Below are 19,338 nucleotides of genomic sequence, written 5' to 3'. Positions count from 1 at the left end.
GTGATATCATGGAAAAGATTCTCATATTAGAAGATGAAATAGGCATAAGAAGTTTTGTAAGTATAAATTTAAAAAGAGAAGGATATGAAGTTATAGAAGCCGGTACAGGTTCAGAAGCCATAGAAAAATTAGACTCTGAAAAGAATATATCTGTTGCTTTACTGGATATCATGCTTCCGGATATGAGTGGCATAGATGTATGTAAGTATGTAAGAGAAAATCATGATAATATAGGAGTTATTATGCTTACTGCAAAATCTCAAGAAGAAGATAAAATTGATGGTTTTGTCGCAGGTGCTGATGATTATATAATTAAACCATTTAGTATAAAGGAACTTTTAGCTAGAGTTTCTGCTCTTATAAGAAGAGTTCATAAAAATAATGATTCAAAAAGAAATAATATGATAGATTCACCACCATTTTTATTGGATCAAAATAAAAGAAAACTTTTTAAAAATGGTGAAGAAGTTGATTTAACTCCGACTGAATTTTCAATTGTGAAATATCTAATGCTTAATGACAATCAAAGCTTAAGTAGAGATCAGATACTTGAGGAAGTGTGGGGATCTGTAGTTTTATATGATTATAAAATTGTAGATGTAAATATTAGAAGAATAAGAAATAAGATTGAAGATGATCCTTCAAAACCCAAATATATCCAAACTATATGGGGGTATGGATATTCTTTTAGGAGAGGAGAATAATGGTTTTACATTTTGGTGGTTTAAGAAAGAAAGTTCTGAAAAACTTTATAATAATAATACTTTTAGTTCTTCTTTCTTTTGAAGTTATTCTCACATTTTTTGCTACTAGGTATTATTACACTTCTACGAAACAAACTTTAATGTCTCAAGTTTCTTATACGAATGCTGTGTATAATTCTATAAATTTGTCCAATACAGGTTTTATTGACAGGGCAGAAAGTATTATAGAAAATCAGAATTATTCAAACAACAATAAAATTGCAGTAAATATAATAGATAAGAGCGGATATGTAGTGATAGATCAATATGGATTTAAACCTAATAAAAAAATGGATTATATAGATGTAAAAAGAGCTATTCAAAATATTGAAGATATAAATACCTATACATATAGGGAAAAATATACTGGTGAAAAAGTAATGAGCGTATCCGTTCCAATAAAAGAAAATGGTATTGTAGAGGGAGTGGTTAGATATAGTGTTTCTTTAAAAAATATTGATGGAGAAATTCTAAAAATAATAGCTTATTTATTATTAATAGGAGTTTTAATATTGATATTTAGTATAGGACTTAGCTTGAAGTTTGCTGATAGTATTATAGAACCACTGACTGAATTAAAAATATTTTCTAATATGTTGGCAAAAGGCAATTACAATATAAAGATGAATAAAGAGAGAATTTCTGATGACGAAATAGGGGATCTTGCCAAAACTTTCGAAAATATGGCAACAGAAATTCAAAAAAGTGAAAAACTAAAAGATGAATTTATTTCATCGATTTCTCATGAACTAAGGACTCCCCTCACTTCAATAAATGGCTGGAGTGAAACACTTCAATTTGATAATATCTCAAAAGAAGAACTTAGCATGGGACTAAATATTATTCAAGATGAAACTCATAGACTAATAAAATTAGTAGAAGAATTATTAGATTTTTCCAGATTATCTTCTGATAGAATAAAGTTAAATATTGAAGAGGTAAGTATAGAAAATTTAGTTATTAGTGTTGTTAATCAATTACGATCTATGGCTGTAAATAAAAATTTGAGATTATCCTTTGAATTTTTAAATCAGAACATGTCTACTATTTATGCTGATAAAAATAGATTAAGACAGGTATTGATTAATTTAATTCAAAACTCTATAAAGTTTACACCTAGTGAAGGAAGTATTACGGTATTGGTTGATCAATTTAGTACAATGACAAAAATTGAAGTCAAAGATACCGGTGAGGGCATCTCTGAGCATAATATTCACAAGGTTTCACAAAAATTCTTCCAAGAAGATTTCCATAAATCTGGAAGTGGATTAGGACTGGCAATTAGTGATGAGATAATAAAACTTCATGGTGGAAAGATGGAAATAAAAAGCGAAAAAAATGTAGGCACAGAAATTACATTTACTGTGCAAAATGATTGTAGAAAAAGATAGATTATATATGGAGGTAGCTTTTGAAAAGAGATTTGGGAAATGAAAAAATTTCCGTTTTATTGTTAGACCAGAGTGTACCTGCAATTCTTAGTATGTTAGTTGCTGCGATATATAATTTAGTTGACAGGATGTTTATAGGTAGGATTAATTCACTGGGATTAACAGCTATTGGTATTACTATGCCATTTCAAATAGTTCAAATGGCATTTGTACTATTAATCGGAGTCGGTGGTTCTACTTTAATTTCAATTAAATATGGCGAAGGTAAAATAAAATCAGCGGAAAATATACTAATTAATTCTTTTATTTTTTTTATTATAACTGAATTACTAGTTACAATTCTATGTTTAATCTTTATAAATCCAATATTTTCTTTATTGGGAGTTTCTAATAACGTTTATGGACTTGCAAAAGATTACATAGTGGTTATGTTATTGGGAGGTATACCGGGTCTTACAGGATATTGTCTTAATAATACAGTAAGAAGTCTTGGATTTTCAAGAAATGCCATGACATATGTATTATTAAGTTCTGTATTAAATATTATACTTGATGCTATATTTATTTTTATATTTGGTTGGGGAGTTAAGGGAGCTGCTATAGCTACTGTAATTTCTCAAACACTTGTAACCATTTTTGTACTTGGTTTTTTTATTAAATCCAAGGGAGTACCTATAAAACTTAGATTAAACAATTTGAAAGTTGATTTTAGAGTTGTAAAGGAAGTATTTTCAAATGGTTTACCAAGCTTTTATATGCAAGTCGTAGGTACAGTTGTAGGTATATTACTTAATAGATTTATAATTAGCTATGGAGGAGATTATCATCTTGCCTCTATTACTATAATATCGTCAATTGGATTATTTTTCTCTATGTTTTATTATGGGGTTAGTCAAGGGGCACAACCTATTATAGGTTACAATTTTGGAGCTGGTAAAATTGAAAGAAGTATAAAAACAGTTTATTTAACTTTGATTTTTATTACTTTTATTTCTATTTTATTTATGATAGTATTAGAATTATTTCCCGAGTTTTTAGTCAAATTTTTTACAAAAGACTCTGGTTTGATAAAACTTACTGTTTATAATATAAAGATATATTTATTAGGTCTTCCATTTATAGGAATACATTCAATATCAACAACATATTTTATTTCTATAAAAAAACCTAGAATATCATCATTATTGAATATACTAAAGTTTGGTGGAATTATAATACCACTTTTATACATATTACCAAATTTTTTTGGTATAAATGGTGTATATATTTCAAATGCTTTAAGCGATACAATATCAGGAATAATAGCCTTTGTATTGTTATATATACAATTAAAAAATACGAGAAAGGAACAAAATACTTTGTAGGTGTTATATAGTGATAATGAACTTATTTAATGGATTTTGCATGGCATTAGCTGATAGTGTTCCAGGTGTTTCAGGTGGTACAATTGCATTTATTCTAGGATTTTATGAACAACTACTGGAAGCAATTAATTGCGTTACAACTAGAGATAAGTCTAAAATGAAAGAATCCGTATATTTTTTAGTGAAACTGGCCCTAGGTTGGATAATAGGAATAACTCTATCAGTATCTTTCCTTTCTAGAATGTTTGAAAAAAATATATATTTTATGAGTTCTTTATTTATTGGACTTACATCCTCATCAGTCGTGTATATTATAAAAAATGAATATAATAAAATAGAAAAGAAAAAAACATATCTAATATATACTTTTTTAGGAGTAGTTATTGTGGTTGCCATATCTTTTTTAAGAAAGAAAATAGGTAGTCAAGGTGTGATTGATATGAGTAATTTAGATTTTTTTGAATATGCATACTTATTTTTTTCAGGCATGACTGCAATTTCAGCAATGGTATTACCAGGAATTTCCGGTTCTACAGTACTATTAATATTTGGAGTTTATATACCTCTGATTAATTCTATTGAAAGTCTGTTGTTATCAAGATATTCTGTGTTGTGCGGTATAATAATATTTGCTTTAGGAGTATTATTTGGACTGGTATCTTCTGTGCAAATCATTAGAAGGGCATTTGTAAAATATAGAAGTAAGATGATTCATTTTATTGTGGGTTTAACGATAGGATCTATATATCCGATTGCAAATGGACCAACAACTCTCGAAAAATCATCAGAAGCTTTAAATTTATCAAATTTTGATATATTGGGATTCTCAACCGGTATATTACTTTTATTAATACTTGGTTATATAAGCAGAAGAAATAAATCCATTGTCAGAGATAAGAACGGAGAAGTAATATGAGTTTTATAGAATTGAAATCATGTAATAAAATATATATGAATGGCGAGGAAAAACTATATGCAAATAATAATGTAAATTTACAAATTGAAAAAGGCGAACTTACTGTTATTTTGGGACCCTCTGGAGCCGGTAAATCAACATTACTTAATATATTGGGTGGTATGGATAATGTAACTTCCGGAGAGGTTATTATAGATGGCGAGGATATCTCTAAATATGATGATATACAATTAACTGAATTTAGAAGAAATAATATTGGATTTGTATTTCAGTTTTATAATTTGATACAAAATTTAACTGCTAAGGAAAATGTCGAAATTTCTAACCAATTATCAGATAATCCAATAGATGCAGAAAGATGTCTTAAATTAGTAGGTTTAGGTAATCATATTGATAAGTTTCCGGCTCAGATGTCTGGTGGAGAACAACAGAGGGTATCTATAGCAAGAGCTATTTCCAAGAATCCTAAATTATTATTATGTGATGAGCCTACAGGAGCGTTGGACTACAAGACCGGGAAAAATGTTCTAAAGGTTTTGCAAAATATCAGTAATGAAATGGGAACAAATGTAATAATTGTAACTCATAATACATTTTTAAAAAATATGGCAGACAGAGTCATATATGTTAATGATGGTAAAATAAGTGATGTAATAGTAAATGAAGAACCATCTGATATTGATGATATTACTTGGTAAAAGACAAATTCATTTACCACCAAGTAATAAAGTTAAAGAGGTGATTATTATAGAAAAATACGCAATAGATATAAATATAAAACGTGAATTCAAGGATAGTAAATCACGATTTATCTCTATCATTGCGCTTATTTTTTTGGGCGTGTTTGTATTTATGGGTCTAAAAGTTAGCGGAAGTAACATAAGAAATACAGCCATGAATTATTTTAAAAAATATAATTTGGCTGATTCCATAGTTATTTCTAATGTAGGGCTAGAAAATAGAGATATAAAAATCGTTGAAAATTATAAAAATATAAAAGAAGTTGAACCTGTATATTCTGAAGATTTGATGTTAAAAAACTCAGAGGAATCTATTAGGGTATTTTCCGTTCCAAATAAAATATCCAAATATGAATTGGTGGCTGGTAGAGAAATAAAAAATAATAATGAAATACTTCTTGATTTAAGATTATGTAATAAATATAATATTGGAGATAATATAATATTAGTAGATAATTCTGGAAAAGAACCGGAAGATAAATTGAAAAAAGGAAAATATATTTTAGTCGGATTTGTTAATTCTACTGAATATATCGATAAAGAAAATCTTGGACAATCATTATCTTCTGATGGAAAATTAGATGCTATAGCATATATAAAGAAAGAGCAGTTTTTATCAAAAAATTATTCTATGGTTAGAATAAAGTATAAATTGCGAGATAAAAATATAGATAAAAATTACTCCCAAAATGTAAAAAAATATAATGAAGAACTTTTAGAAGAATTAAAAAGTATCGAAGAAGATAGATATATTGAATTTAAAAATGGTACAATTTCCAAAATTGAAAATGAACGAAAAAAAGTACAGAATAAAAAAAATAATTTAGATAAAACAGAGAAAGAATTAGAAAATTTAAATAGAGAAAAAATCAGTGCCGAATTATCTTTCGGAAATAGTAATTTTATAGATCAAGCCCAAGTTGACAATGAACAGAATGATATTGACTATATAAAAGAAAAAATGGAGACAAAAAGGAGATATATTAACAAGAACAAAAAAAATATTGATCTCGAATATAAATATATAAATAAAATTTTAGATAAAGAAACATTGAAATTTGAAAAAATCAAAGAGGTTAATTATCAAATATTTGATAGAGAAGAATATATTACAAACTATTTTTCGTATATTGATGGTTCATACAGGTTAGATACCTTATCCAATATTTTTCCAGTTTTCTTTTTTTCTGTCGCTTTACTTGTCACTCTGTCTACAATGATGAGAATGGTAGATGAGCAAAGAAATTATTTGGGACTTTTAAAGGCACTTGGATATAGCAAGATCAGTATTATGAAAAAATTTATAATATATGGTTTTATAAGCGGTTTTATTGGATGTATTTTAGGAGTTGTACTAGGACAGGAACTTTTATCGAGAATAGTGTTTGGGGCATATTCAAATAACTATATATTTGATAATGTAGATACTAAAATATATCCGGTCTATATATTTATTTCTTTTGCTGTTTCTTTAAGTTGCACAGTAGTTTCTTCTATATATGTGGCAAATAAAGAATTAAAAAGTAAGCCTATTCAACTTATGATGAAAAAATCACCTAAAAAAGGATCCAGACTTTTGATTGAGAAAATTCCATTTATTTGGAATAAGATGAGTTTCAATAATAAAGTTACTGCCAGAAATATTTTCAGATATAAAATAAGAATGATGATGACTATTTTAGGAGTAGCAGGTTGCACTGCTTTGCTTGTAATGGGAATAGGGATTAGAGATTCTATATCCGGAATACTGAATAGACAATTTGGAAATATTTCAAAATATGATCTGTTAATGGTATATGATACTAATTCCAGAAATTCCGAGTTGGAAAGTCTAAATAAAGTTCTGAAAAAAGAAAAAAATATAAAGTCTATTGAAAAAATAAAATATGATCGAGTAAAAATAATTCTTAAGAATAAACTTAAACAGAAGGCGAGTATCATGGTAATTAATAATCCTAAAAGCTTTAATAATTATATTAGAATTTCTACAAGAGATAAAAAAGCCATAACTCTGAATGATAATTCCGTTATTATAAACGAGAAACTCGAATATTTATTAGATAATAATGATAGTATTAATTTTTTTAGTAGATATAAAAATTATATTAAAGAGAAATTCAATCATTCTTCAAATGGTGATTATATAAATAGTAAAAATTCGATTATTGTGGAAAATGATAAATCTCAAAGGTTTGATGTTAAATATCAACATTCATCAGAATGGTATCTGGGACACAATATGTACATGACACCTTATATGTATAAGAAAATTTTTAAACAAGATTATATCGCAAACGCATATATAATAAAATTGAAAGATAATAGTGATTATAAAATTTCATCTCTTTCTAAAAAAGTACTTAATGAATCGGCTACTAAATTTGTAGTTTCAAGTGATGAAAATAAAGGTATGATAAAATCCACATTAGATGGTCTAAATTATGCTGTTTTAATTATGATTGTATGTTCGTTAGTACTTGCCTATGTAGTTTTATATAATTTAACAAATATAAATATTTCAGAAAGAAAGAGCGAATTATCTACTATCAAGGTACTTGGTTTCTATCCTAAGGAAGTAACTATGTATATTTTTAAAGAAACCATTGTATTGACGGTTTTTGGAATATTATTGGGATTTATTTTGGGGACTGTTATGCATAAGTACATAATATATGTATTGCCTCCCGATGATACTATGTTTATTCCGGAAATTAGAGTCATTAACTATATTGTATCAGCTTTATTGACTTTTTTATTTTCCACTATAGTTATGTTTACAATGCATAAGAAAATTAATAAGGTAAACATGGTAGATGCGATGAAAGAATAGACTTTTCTGATAATATAAAAATGGATATTATATTTGAATTTCATAGTGTATAATATCCATTTTTATATATTTATACTTTCAAACTTTTTTAATCTCTTCTTTTTACTCCTAATGCATTGTCTTCATCCAGCCAGTCAAAATTCTTAACTATATCCCTTTTTAGATTTTTTCTATGAGCCGCGTATAACTGAGTAGTTGTAACATTTTCATGATCCATAAGATTTTGCACATCATATATAGAAAATCCGGTTTCTATTAAAGATGTTGCTGCTGTAGCTCTAAGTTTATGTGGGCTATACCCATTTTCTCTAGATGTACCCATAGATATAGAAGTATACTTCTTTACTAAATCTCTAATAGATCTAGTTGTCATTCTTTTCTTTTGAAGAGACAAGAACAGTGCATCTTTATTATCTTCACTAAGCATATCTTCTTTTGGTCTTTCAAATTCAATATATTCTTTTATGACTTTTTCACATGCATCATTAATAGGCATTTGAACTTCTTTACCTCGCTTCCTAAATATTACAAATACACCTCTTGAAAAATTAAAAGAACTAATGTTTAATTCTCTTAATTCTGTCAATCTTAGACCATATGTAATAAATAAAACTAAAATGGCTCTATCCCTAAGTTTAGTTTTAAGCCAGTATTCTTTTTCTTTATCAGTTAAACCTGTACCATTTTCCACTGCATCTAACATAATAGCAACTTCATCAATCTCTAATCTTTTTATAGCATCCGGTTGTGGTTTTGGTAATTTTATAGGGTTAAATCCGGCAGTTATATCTTCGTTAAGCTGTTCATTTCTATACATGTATTTAAATAGAGTAGAAAGGCTGGATTTTTTCCTTGCAAGAGATTTATTATTATTTTCATATAATACTTTATCATCGTTATTAGTTTTATCATTTTTTATAATTTTATAATATCTATTACAGTAATCACCTAAAAAGAGATTTATATCTCTTGCCTTTATTTCTTTAAATTCATCAAGCGTTATTTCAAAAGCTTGTTTTGCATTGGTATATAGATCCGTACTTATAAGATAATCACAAAAAAATTTTATATCTTGAAGATAGGCTCTTCTAGAAGTTACTGCAACAGCTCCTCTTAAGTAAATAAAATAGTCTTTCATAAATTGGGGAAGTTGCTTTTCTATACTTTCACATTCATCTATTATATTATTATCCCTGATTACTATATTATCAGGTTTTGAAGATTTATTGTTGATTCTGGTAGCCATTTTTACCTCCTTATATACCATATATTATATACTATATATTTAAATTAGTAATATAACCTGGGATTATTTTTGATTATTTCAAATCCTTGACATATCACTATACATCTTGTAACTATAATTATAACATGCTGAAATCAAAAGTAAAATTTTTTATACATTTTTATATAGTTTGTATAGTAATAAATAATTTTTATATAAATTGTATAAAAGACTACAAAAATTTGAAAAATTGTGATAATCTATAAATATCAATTTTTTTGGAGGTGGAAATATGTTAAGATTTGAAAATGACTATTCTGAAGGATGTTTTCAGGAAATTTTAGATGAATTTATAAAGACCAATATGGAACAAACTCCAGGTTATCGTTTGGATAAATATTGTGAAGATGCAGCTAACAAGATAAAAAAAGCCTGTCACTCTGAAAATATAGATGTGCATTTTCTTGTTGGTGGCACACAGGCAAATATGACTGTTTTAGATGCGATATTAAGACCACATCAAGGGGTGATTTCTCCTTTACTAGGTCATATTAATGTTCATGAAGCAGGAGCTATTGAAGGACGAGGGCATAAAGTTATAGCTATTTCTAGTGGAAAAAAACTTGATGAAGAAGCAAAGTTATCCTCTGAATCATTAGATTTATATCTAACTGATTTTTTTAATATAGGAGATTGGCATAAAGCTCAACCTGGAGCAGTATATATTTCCCAACCGACAGAAAGGGGAGCACTATATACTAAAAATGAACTGATAGCAATAAAATCAGTTTGTAATAAGTTTAATCTTCCATTATATTTGGATGGTGCAAGGTTGTCGTATGCACTTGCTTGTGATGAAAATGACGTACAGTTGGAAGATTTAGCCAAATACACAGATATTTTCTATATAGGAGGAACAAAATGTGGAGCTATGTTTGGTGAAGCCATATGCTTTTGTAATGAAAAATTCAATCGTGATTTTCACTGTATAGCAAAACATAATGGGGCAGTTATTGCCAAAGGAAGATTGCTAGGAATTCAATTTGGAGTTTTATTTTCAAATGACCTGTATGTAGATAAGAGTAGGGATGCATATAAGTTTGCAATTAGAATAAAAAAAGCATTTGAGAGAAAGGGAATTAATTTTATATCAAATTCTTACACAAATCAGCAGTTTCCTATTTTAACAAAATCTCAACAGGAATTAATAAGAAATAATGACATAAGTTTCAATATAGAATGCAGTATTGATGAAGAGAAAGATGCAACTAGGTTTTGTACTAATTGGGCGACTAAAGAAGAAGCTATAAAGAAGCTTGAAAAAATAATTTCTAATTTATAGATTTTACAGTTTTATTGGTATAAGTTTGACGTTTTGTATATGATATGGTATTCCTAATTAAATTATGATTTAATATATAGATATAAAAATGGTTATATCAACAGGTATAAATGTCAATATAACCATTTTTATTTTATTAATATATTTTTTTATTAATTTGATTAAATTAATGTGTGGAAAATTTTGATAATTCTACCTTTCTTATATATATTTATAGTTAATAATATATGTACAATTGATTTAATATCTAATAAGCTTAGGTAATTTCTAAAAAACGCAATTACTCAACAAAGAATGAGATACCAATTGTTCCAGGTCCCATATGAGTTCCTATAGTACTTCCCATATTAACGACCGGTATTTGCTTAATGTTAATATCATCAAATATTATAGGATTTTTTTCCTTATAATCATCTAAAACACTAGAATCGTTTCCCGAGTAAGTTAACATATAAGGAAGGTCTTTATCTATTTTAAGTTTTGTAATAGTATCTGTTAAAATAGAACTGGCTTTTTTAAATCCTCTGGCTTTTCCAACTAGCTCAACTTCGCCATTAACAAGGGTTACTATCGGTTTTACAGATAATAATGCACCCGCAATTGCAGAGAATTTTGAAATTCTCCCTCCCTTATATATATATTCTAATGTATCAAGTAAATAATAAATTCTAATTTTATCTCTTTTTTCTAATAATTTTTCATATAAAACTTCAGGATTATCATATTTTTTCAATAATTCAAGTGCATATTGAATGAAAATTTTAGCACCTATTGAACCACTAAGCGTATCGAGAATATATATTTTTTCATCAAATTCTTTAGATGCTATTACTGCACTATTATAAGTTCCAGAAACCTTCGATGATAAAGAAATTACAAAAGGAATATCTCCTTGAGCAATTATTTCTCTATATACTTCTCCATATTGGTAAGGTGTTACCTGACTTGTTTTTGGAAGTTCTTCACACTGTGACAGTTTGTTATAAAATTCTTCATTTGTAATGTCTATATTATCATGAAAGATTTCTTCTCCAAATGCGATTGTAAGTGGAAGACAGTATATTCCTAACTCTTTAGCTTCTTTTTGAGAAAACTCAGAAGAAGAGTCAATTATTATTTTTATTGTCATAATTACCTCCAAATAAACTAAAATTACTTATACTATTTTTTTACTAATTCTGTAAATATATTATATCATAAAATAGTAAGACATTAATTAAAATCTTTACTAAAAATATACCAAAAATATTATCTTAGTACAATTTTTAAAAAATATATTTGTTTTGAAATTAATTAAACTCTTATATAATAAGTATTTTAAATCGATTAATATATTTTATTGACAGTGAGTTTCAGTTTTGGTAAAATGTATATTGGCAAAGAGTATTTTTAACTATATTGTGTAAAATACACATAATAGTTATATTTTTATATATCTATATTATTGATTATTCAATTTTATAGGTATGGAATTTATTTAGTGGAGGTTATTATGCACAAAAAAAAGAAAAAGTTTTTAAGTAATATGCAAATACTTACAATAGGTACAAGTATTTGTATATCCGGTTTTTTATTTTCAACGGTAAGTAATGCCGATGGAAATCTGAGAATATCTGGTTCAGACAGATATGAAACATCAATGAATATTCTAAAGCATTTAGGTTCTAAAGATGAAATTTATATTGCTACCGGAAAAAATTTCCCAGATGCTTTATCAATAGGACCTATTAGCCATATTCAAGAAAAGCCACTATTATTAATAAAGGAAAATGATAGTGAAATAAAGTCTTTAAAAGAAGCGAAAATCAAAAAAATCACTATTATAGGTGGTACAAGTTCTATTTCAAAGAATTTTGAAAATAAATTAAAAAAAGATTTTGAAGTAACGAGAATATCAGGGAAAGATAGATATGAAACATCAAGAAAAATAGCACGACTTGTAACTAATAAAAAAGTAGGTGTTGCAACTGGTGAAACATATCCGGATGCTTTAGTGGCAAGTTCGTATTTGGGTAAAAATAAAATGCCATTAATATTGATTGATAACAATAAGAATATAAATATTCCTGAAGACAAGGAAGCTATATATACATTTGGTGGAATTAGTTCAGTAAATAAAACTTATGGGAAGAGAATATCTGGAAAAGACAGATATGAAACATCAAGAAAAATAGCGGATGAATTTAAAAATTATGAAAATATTATCATAGTAAGCGGAGAAAATTTTGCTGATGCATTATCATCTGCGCCTTTAGGCAAAAAATATAATGCACCAATAATACTTACAAAAAGTAATAAAATTGATGATAGTTCTAAGAATATTCTAAAGAAAGCTAAAAAAGTCATTTTAGTGGGAGGAGAAACTTCTATTTCCAAGAATATTGAGAAAGAGATTATAGATGCAAGAACAAATAAAACTGAAAATTCAAGTTCAAAACCAAAGGATAACTCTTCATTAGAAAATAATGAATTAAAAAAAGCAAAAGATGAGTTAGGAAAAAGAATTGAAGACCTCAAAAAAATCGAAAAAAATATGTACACAAAAAATTCATATAGTATTTTTAATGATAAGATAATAAATGCTGAAAAAAAACTTAAAAAAGAAAATGATATAAAGAAAATTAAAAGTGCACTTGAAGATCTTAAAGAAATTGAAAAATTGCTTGTTCAAAAAGGCGATATTCAGAAACTTAAAAAAGCTATAGAGGCTGCTAGTAATGAAGCGAAAAAGAATGATGTGTACACAGAAGAGTCAATAAAAAAATTAGAAAAAGTGATTGAAGAAATAAAGAAAAATGACTTTGAAAATTTAAACGAGACTCAAACAAAAGATATTATAAAAAAATTAGATGATACTATTAAAGCTCTAGATAAAAAAATTATTCCGCAAAAAACTTTAGCTGATAATTTTGATATAGGCAATTTCGAAAAAATTTCTGTAAAAGATATTAATTCTCCTAGCAATGAAGAGCTAGAACAGTTGAAAAATAAGGTCGGAAATGTTGAAAGAGTTGAAAAAATAGAAAATAAGAATGAATTAAAGATAATTTTTACAGATAATTCTTCAAAAATTGTAAATTATACTGATGTTTTCAAAAATACACCAGTTGCTCCAGAAGAACCGGAGTTACCTGAAAAATTAAAGAATGTAAAAATAAAAGCTCCCGGTACTTATAGTTATAAAAAAATAGAAATTGAAGAAGATGCAGATAGTAAAACTTGGCTGGAGGAAATCAAGAAAGGAAACTGTAAAATATCAGTTTTCATGTATAAAAACCAAACAAACAAAAGAGAATTAAAATCAACGAAAGAAGAAGTTGATGGTTATAAAGTAGGTGAAAAAGGAGAGAAAAACTATCTATTCATTTACGGAGTAAAAGAAAATCAATTTATATCAATTGAAGTTAAAGGTTATGAAAAAATATATGCAAAAGTGGTAAAAGATGCTTTTTCATCACAATTTAATTATTCTCTTCACATAATCAATGAAAGTGAAATTCCGGCTGATAGCCAGAGCTCAGAAGATAATGAAGATATTAATAATCTTAAAAATGAAATTAACAAAAAAATAGAAGAATATGAAAAAAATATAAAACCAAAAGTATCAAATTATACAAGATCTTCTTTTAATGAATATGAAAAAGCAATTCTTAAAGCAAAGAAATTAATTAAAGAAGATAATATTAAACTTGAAAAACTAAAAAATATTATAAAAGAAATTGATAGTATTAAGAGTGAACTTAAGTTATTAGGAAATTCTGATGAGCTGTTAAAACAAATAGATATGGCAAATAAACTTTGTGATAATAATGCATATAGAAAAACTGCAAGAGATAATCTAAAAAAGTATCTTAAAAAATTTGATAATATCGATATAGATAGACTTGACTATACAAGAGAAAAAGTAAATTTGTTAGAACAAGAGATTGAAAATCAAATAACTATTTTTAATAATGATCAGAAAGTTGTAGTTATATTAGAAACAAAAAACGAAAAATTTATAGATAAAAAAACAGAAAACATTTTTGTTTTAGATTCTTTGTTAGGCACAAAAATCGGTGATCTACTGGAAAGTACCGAAATACCGGGACAAGCTAAAAGCATTTGGAATATGGATTTTTCATTAAATGGTAATAAACCATCAGGCTGGAAAATAAATGATGGTAATGTCATGAATGAAGCTGAATTAAAAAATACTATTTTAGCTGAAAGTCAGATTAAGGATGAAAAAATAAAAATCACGGCAGTATATGATAAACCATCTCCTGAGTTAAAAAAGATTATTGTAAAACCATCATCTTTCTTTAAAATTGGTAGTCAAGTAATCCTTGATAAGGATAATTCGGATAGTATGAAATGGCTTGAAACAATCAAAAAAAATAAAGGTGAATTAAAAGTTTTAAATAGAACGGAACTTTTAAAAGAATCCAGTAGTCCGTATGAAAAAGGATATAGCGTAAGAGACGAATATCTATTTTTATATGCTCTTGAAGATAGTGATTATGTAGTGGTAAAAGTAGAAGGATATGAAGATGTATTTTTCAAAACTCAAAAATCGGGTTTTGAGTTGTATATAGATCAAATATCTAAAAATGAAGTTCCTGCTGAACTTATATCTAAAATTTAATGAGGTAGATTATGAGTAATAAATTTAAAAAAATTATTTCACTTATTCTTTGTCTACTACTTGCTGTGAATGGGAGTTTTTTCCATGTGCGAGGGGAGAATATTATAGAAGAAAATAATAGTAATAATGAAAATGTGGTTTTAGAAGAAATAAATGAATTTGGTGATTATGTTTTATCTGTGAGTCCTTCCGGCGCCGCGGAAAAAATTGAAAAGGTTATTACTGATTCAGTTATAGAACTAGAAAAAGCAACTACGAAATATGTTGCCTTTTTACCAAAACCATCATACTATGTAGAGAACAATAAATTATATTTAAAAAAATTAAAAAATAAGCATACTTTGACATTAAAGTTAAACAATGGAGAAACTTATAATTTCATTTATAGAGATGGAAAGTTTGAAAAAATTAATGAAAATGATATACCCAAAAAGCAACTTCACGTTAAATTGGAGGGATATTTCGAAGGTGCATTAGTTGGTCAAAAGAAATATGATGCTATAAGTGGAGCTACCGGATCTGCTACTTCAAATAATAATAGTAATATAAAGGTTATGGTAGCTGAAACAGAACCGGGCCTTTTACCTGCAGATAGCGATTGGACAGAACTTAGTAAGTCAGAAATTGAAGTGGATAAAGGGCGTACTAAAATTAATTTAGATCCAGCATCTGGCATGGAACCTAGATACAATGCTATGACAAGTGCTGTAACTCTAAATGGAATTCCAGGGCAAGCCTCAAACTATCCTATTACTCTGGATTTATACGATATATATGGAAGGCATGCTAAGAGTAATGAAGCATGGTTTGGAATATCTGATCCTGAAAAAGTATATCTTGAAGATGTTTTAAAAGATGTAAATCTAAAATTAGTAAGTAGACCTGGGAACAGAGTTCTTTGGTATCAGGAACCTTGGTACATTATAAAATTTAATAAAAACAAAATTAATAATCATGAAAGTATCACTGTTAATAAAAATATAAATCTTTGGTACGGCTCTAGAGAAAGTGGCGTTTATGGTGTATTGGGTCAAATTGTTCCTGTAACTACTAAAAAAGATAAAAAAGAAGGTGAAGTTTTTCCTTGGGAAGATAGAATTCCTTTCCAAGATTTAGTTCTTGAAGAGGGAACAGATTTGACAATTGCACACATGAAGATAATGTCAGGTGTAAATATTATAGTAAAAAAAGGTGCAGTACTTAATTTGCACGATTCTTCAATTTATGGAAAAGTAACTGTTGATGGCGGTACACTTCGCGTAAACCATAATAAAAATGGAGATTTTGATGGAAAAAATGTAGTATCAGGAACGTCTATTCAAGGTCAAATAATATTAAATGATGGTGCAGTGCTTGAAGATTCAACTATTTATTCTAATACAAATAATATCACTGATGCAGGAGCAGCCCTTCAAAATATAAAACCTGTAGTTTTAGTAAAAGGTGATGCTTTTGTTAAGGGTAATGTATTTGTTAGAGGAGATGAATCTCCAACAGGAACAGATATAGAAACCGGCAAATATTATAGAGGACAAAATGCTATGAAAATTGATGGTGGAAGTCTTACTATTGCCAATAAATCTTCTTTATACCTTTATGGCGGAGGAACAAAATCTACTACATCTCTTGGTGGAAATGCTTTAGAGCTTGAAAATAATGGAAAAGTTCTAGGTGATGGAACACTTGTTGCTATGGGTGGAAGTGGAGCTTCAGATGTTGCTGGATATGCTGTAACAGGATTAGGAAATATTTCCGTCAATAAAACTTACTTAAGAGCAGGAAATTCATATAATAAAAATATAGGTAAACAAAAAGCCGTATCTGAAAATGTTAAAATTCATAAAAATGTTGTCGGAAATATGATAGATACTGATCCTATTGCAGTTAGTGGTGACCATGATTATGATGAATATTGGAAATATTCGTCTTCGCCAAAAGATATTTCTCGTAAAATTGGAAACGAAGTAATAAATCCAAGTGGAGAAGAAAAAATACCCGGAAAGGATATTCCAGAAGATTTACCTGAATATGGAGAAGGCCCTAAAAGAGTGGAACTTATCTCTAAAGATACAAATAGATATTCAATTGATATCAATATGAGAGATAAAAATAGTGTAGAATGGATTAACTCCATTAAAAACAAAAAAGCTATTTTGACATTAAACAACAATAAAACTTTAGAACCAAGTAATAGCGAAGAAAAACTAGGTTATCATGTAAATAATGGTACTCTATACATATATTCATTAAATATTAATGATAAGATTGTAATAAAACTAAATGGATATAAAGATATAGCACTTAAAGCAATACCGGTTGATCAGTATGTTAAATATAGACTTGATATAGCAACAAATATAAATAATGAGAAACCTATTGTTCCCGAAGATGATATAAAAATTGACAATGAAACTATTGAAAAGGCAAGAAAAAAAGCTAAAGAAATTCTCTCTAATATGAATCTTGATTTTTTGAAGGTTCAAGGTATAAATGAGGATTTAAATAAATCGAATATTGAAACTTTCAAAAATAAAGTTGAAGAATTAAAAAAATTAGTAGTAAAAAATGATTTAACTGATACTGAGAAAAAAGAATTAGTAGAATTCACACAAAAAAATAAAAATGGTAAGTATATAGGATTTAGAAAACTTACGAAAAATATACTAATTGACTTAAGAAATAACGGAAAACAAACAGTAAAAAATAAACATGATGGAAATAGACTTCATGTCAGACTTAAGGATGGGAAAACAACTTTTGAGTCAAAACTTAAAAATGTAAGAAAGATAGGGAATCCTAAACTTAAAATTTACTATATTTTAAATAAAGAATATGATACTAAGGTAAATACTGTGTCAGGAGCCACTCCTGAATTTGAAGAGCACCTTCTAGAAGCTGAATATTATGATATCAAGTATAAAGAAAATGGTAAATACGAGATATCTGTCAATGAAAATAAGCTTCTAAAAGATAAGGGAAATATATCTTTATTGAAATGTGTATTTTGTGTAGAGCTTGCAGAAGGAATATATATAGAAAATAAGGATTTTGTATTTTTATCTGAAAATAATTCAAATGAAAATATCCCTAATTTACCTATTCCTAATGACAATAAAGACAATAAACCTGGCTCTAATTCAGAATCTGAAGAAAATTCAAATAAAAAACCAAGTATCGATTTAACAACATATAAAGGTTATAACAGATATGGTACAGCTGTTGAAATCAGTAAAAATGTATATGAAAATGCTGATGATGTAATTATTGCAACGGGTGAAAATCCTATAGACGCCTTGAGTGCTTCGGTTTTTGCTCACAGTAAAAAAGCTCCTATCTTATTATCTAGAAAAAATAAAATTGATAGAGAAGTATTAGATGAAATAAAAAGATTGAAAACTAAAAGAGTAACTATAGTAGGTGGTATTGATTCAGTATCAGAAACCGTTGTGAATCAACTGAAAAATGAAAAGGTATCAGTTAAAAGAATTAGTGGTAAAGATAGATATGTTACTTCAATGAATATTTTAAAAGAAGGAGGTTTTTCCTTTGAAAAAGTATTGATAGTAAGTGGAAGTAATTATGCAGATGCACTTTCTTTATCCGGATATTCAGCTATGAAAAATATACCTATGGTTTTAGTTTCAAAAGAAATGGATAATAATACTGTTGAATTACTTAAAAATACAAAAGAATTTATAGTTATTGGTGGAGATGCTTCAATATCCGATAATATATTAAATAAATGCCGTAAAATAGGAAGAGTCGAAAGAATTTATGGTGTAGATAGGTATGAAACTTCTTATAAAGCATTAAATAACTTATATAAAAATAGAGAATCTCTAGTAATTTCATCAGGTGATAATAATAGGCTAACTGATGCATTGGCAGGGTCAAGCGTTGCAGCAATCAATAAAGCACCTATAGTACTTGTCAATAAAAATATAGATGAGTCAGTTCTAGGTAATAAAAAATATGAAAATATTTTTGTTCTTGGTGGAAAAGATTCTGTTACAGAAAAAACAAGAAATACACTAAAAAAATATCTTAAACAATAATACAAATATATTCAAAGTTAGCGAGATAGATAAAACTATCTCGCTATTTATTATGCAACCGAAAGTTAAATCTATATTTAACTTAACTTGATTTAACTGAACTTG

General features: G+C 27.4%; 11 protein-coding genes. 9 read left to right on the top strand and 2 right to left on the bottom strand.

Going from position 1 to position 19,338, the window contains the following annotated elements:
* The first annotated feature begins 8 nt into the window (after positions 1–8).
* The 6 genes from walR to HLB29_RS03400 are packed head-to-tail and all read left to right on the top strand — an operon-like array spanning position 9 to position 7,984.
* Complete coding sequence (gene walR / locus HLB29_RS03425) at positions 9–704, top strand: cell wall metabolism DNA-binding response regulator WalR (RefSeq protein ID WP_185623759.1); 696 nt, start codon at positions 9–11, stop codon at positions 702–704.
* Positions 704–2,134 carry a sensor histidine kinase gene (locus HLB29_RS03420; protein WP_185623758.1) on the top strand — a complete coding sequence of 477 codons (1,431 nt, stop codon included), beginning with the start codon at positions 704–706 and terminating at the stop codon, positions 2,132–2,134. The genes walR and HLB29_RS03420 overlap by 1 nt, the downstream gene beginning before the upstream one ends.
* Before the next feature lie 20 nt (positions 2,135–2,154).
* Entirely contained in the window at positions 2,155–3,498 is a 1,344-nt protein-coding gene (locus HLB29_RS03415; protein ID WP_185623757.1) for an MATE family efflux transporter, read from the top strand.
* A gap of 16 nt (positions 3,499–3,514) precedes the next feature.
* Positions 3,515–4,414 carry a DUF368 domain-containing protein gene (locus HLB29_RS03410; RefSeq protein ID WP_207719521.1) on the top strand — a complete coding sequence of 300 codons (900 nt, stop codon included), beginning with the start codon at positions 3,515–3,517 and terminating at the stop codon, positions 4,412–4,414.
* The gene (locus HLB29_RS03405; protein WP_185623755.1) at positions 4,411–5,112 is read left to right on the top strand and encodes an ABC transporter ATP-binding protein; all 702 of its coding nucleotides are present in this window, start codon (positions 4,411–4,413) and stop codon (positions 5,110–5,112) included. The genes HLB29_RS03410 and HLB29_RS03405 overlap by 4 nt, the downstream gene beginning before the upstream one ends.
* On the top strand, positions 5,075–7,984 hold the full coding sequence (locus HLB29_RS03400; RefSeq protein WP_185623754.1) for an ABC transporter permease: 2,910 nt from the start codon (positions 5,075–5,077) through the stop codon (positions 7,982–7,984). The genes HLB29_RS03405 and HLB29_RS03400 overlap by 38 nt, the downstream gene beginning before the upstream one ends.
* 88 nt (positions 7,985–8,072) lie before the next feature.
* On the opposite strand, the gene HLB29_RS03395 is transcribed toward HLB29_RS03400, so the two are convergent.
* Complete coding sequence (locus HLB29_RS03395; RefSeq protein ID WP_185623753.1) at positions 8,073–9,230, bottom strand: tyrosine-type recombinase/integrase; 1,158 nt, start codon at positions 9,228–9,230, stop codon at positions 8,073–8,075.
* A gap of 271 nt (positions 9,231–9,501) precedes the next feature.
* On the opposite strand from HLB29_RS03395, the gene HLB29_RS03390 reads away from it, so the two are divergent.
* Positions 9,502–10,551 (top strand): threonine aldolase family protein, encoded by a 1,050-nt coding sequence (locus tag HLB29_RS03390; protein ID WP_185623752.1) that lies wholly within the window; start codon positions 9,502–9,504, stop codon positions 10,549–10,551.
* A 280-nt stretch (positions 10,552–10,831) separates the two neighbouring features.
* On the opposite strand, the gene HLB29_RS03385 is transcribed toward HLB29_RS03390, so the two are convergent.
* Positions 10,832–11,680, bottom strand: a complete 849-nt coding sequence (locus HLB29_RS03385; protein WP_185623751.1) for a DegV family protein — start codon at positions 11,678–11,680, stop codon at positions 10,832–10,834.
* 363 nt (positions 11,681–12,043) lie between these two features.
* On the opposite strand from HLB29_RS03385, the gene HLB29_RS03380 reads away from it, so the two are divergent.
* Entirely contained in the window at positions 12,044–15,178 is a 3,135-nt protein-coding gene (locus HLB29_RS03380) for a cell wall-binding repeat-containing protein (protein WP_185623750.1), read from the top strand.
* 11 nt (positions 15,179–15,189) lie between these two features.
* Positions 15,190–19,233, top strand: coding sequence for a cell wall-binding repeat-containing protein (locus tag HLB29_RS03375; protein WP_185623749.1), 4,044 nt, complete (start codon positions 15,190–15,192; stop codon positions 19,231–19,233).
* Positions 19,234–19,338: the final 105 nt, after the last annotated feature.

The organism is Peptostreptococcus canis (assembly GCF_014229965.1).
Lineage (GTDB): Bacteria > Bacillota > Clostridia > Peptostreptococcales > Peptostreptococcaceae > Peptostreptococcus > Peptostreptococcus canis.
The sequence above is the reverse complement of the archived record's forward strand: the minus strand, read 5'-3'. Positions and strand labels throughout refer to the sequence as shown.

Bases quoted from the DNA above. Each gene is read 5' to 3' on its own strand.
- walR (WP_185623759.1), top strand. From the start codon at position 9: ATGGAAAAGATTCTCATATTAGAAGATGAAATAGGCATAAGAAGTTTT.
- HLB29_RS03420 (WP_185623758.1), top strand. From the start codon at position 704: ATGGTTTTACATTTTGGTGGTTTAAGAAAGAAAGTTCTGAAAAACTTT.
- HLB29_RS03410 (WP_207719521.1), top strand. From the start codon at position 3,515: ATGAACTTATTTAATGGATTTTGCATGGCATTAGCTGATAGTGTTCCA.
- HLB29_RS03405 (WP_185623755.1), top strand. From the start codon at position 4,411: ATGAGTTTTATAGAATTGAAATCATGTAATAAAATATATATGAATGGC.
- HLB29_RS03400 (WP_185623754.1), top strand. From the start codon at position 5,075: ATGAAGAACCATCTGATATTGATGATATTACTTGGTAAAAGACAAATT.
- HLB29_RS03395 (WP_185623753.1), bottom strand. From the start codon at position 9,230: ATGGCTACCAGAATCAACAATAAATCTTCAAAACCTGATAATATAGTA.
- HLB29_RS03390 (WP_185623752.1), top strand. From the start codon at position 9,502: ATGTTAAGATTTGAAAATGACTATTCTGAAGGATGTTTTCAGGAAATT.
- HLB29_RS03385 (WP_185623751.1), bottom strand. From the start codon at position 11,680: ATGACAATAAAAATAATAATTGACTCTTCTTCTGAGTTTTCTCAAAAA.
- HLB29_RS03380 (WP_185623750.1), top strand. From the start codon at position 12,044: ATGCACAAAAAAAAGAAAAAGTTTTTAAGTAATATGCAAATACTTACA.
- HLB29_RS03375 (WP_185623749.1), top strand. From the start codon at position 15,190: ATGAGTAATAAATTTAAAAAAATTATTTCACTTATTCTTTGTCTACTA.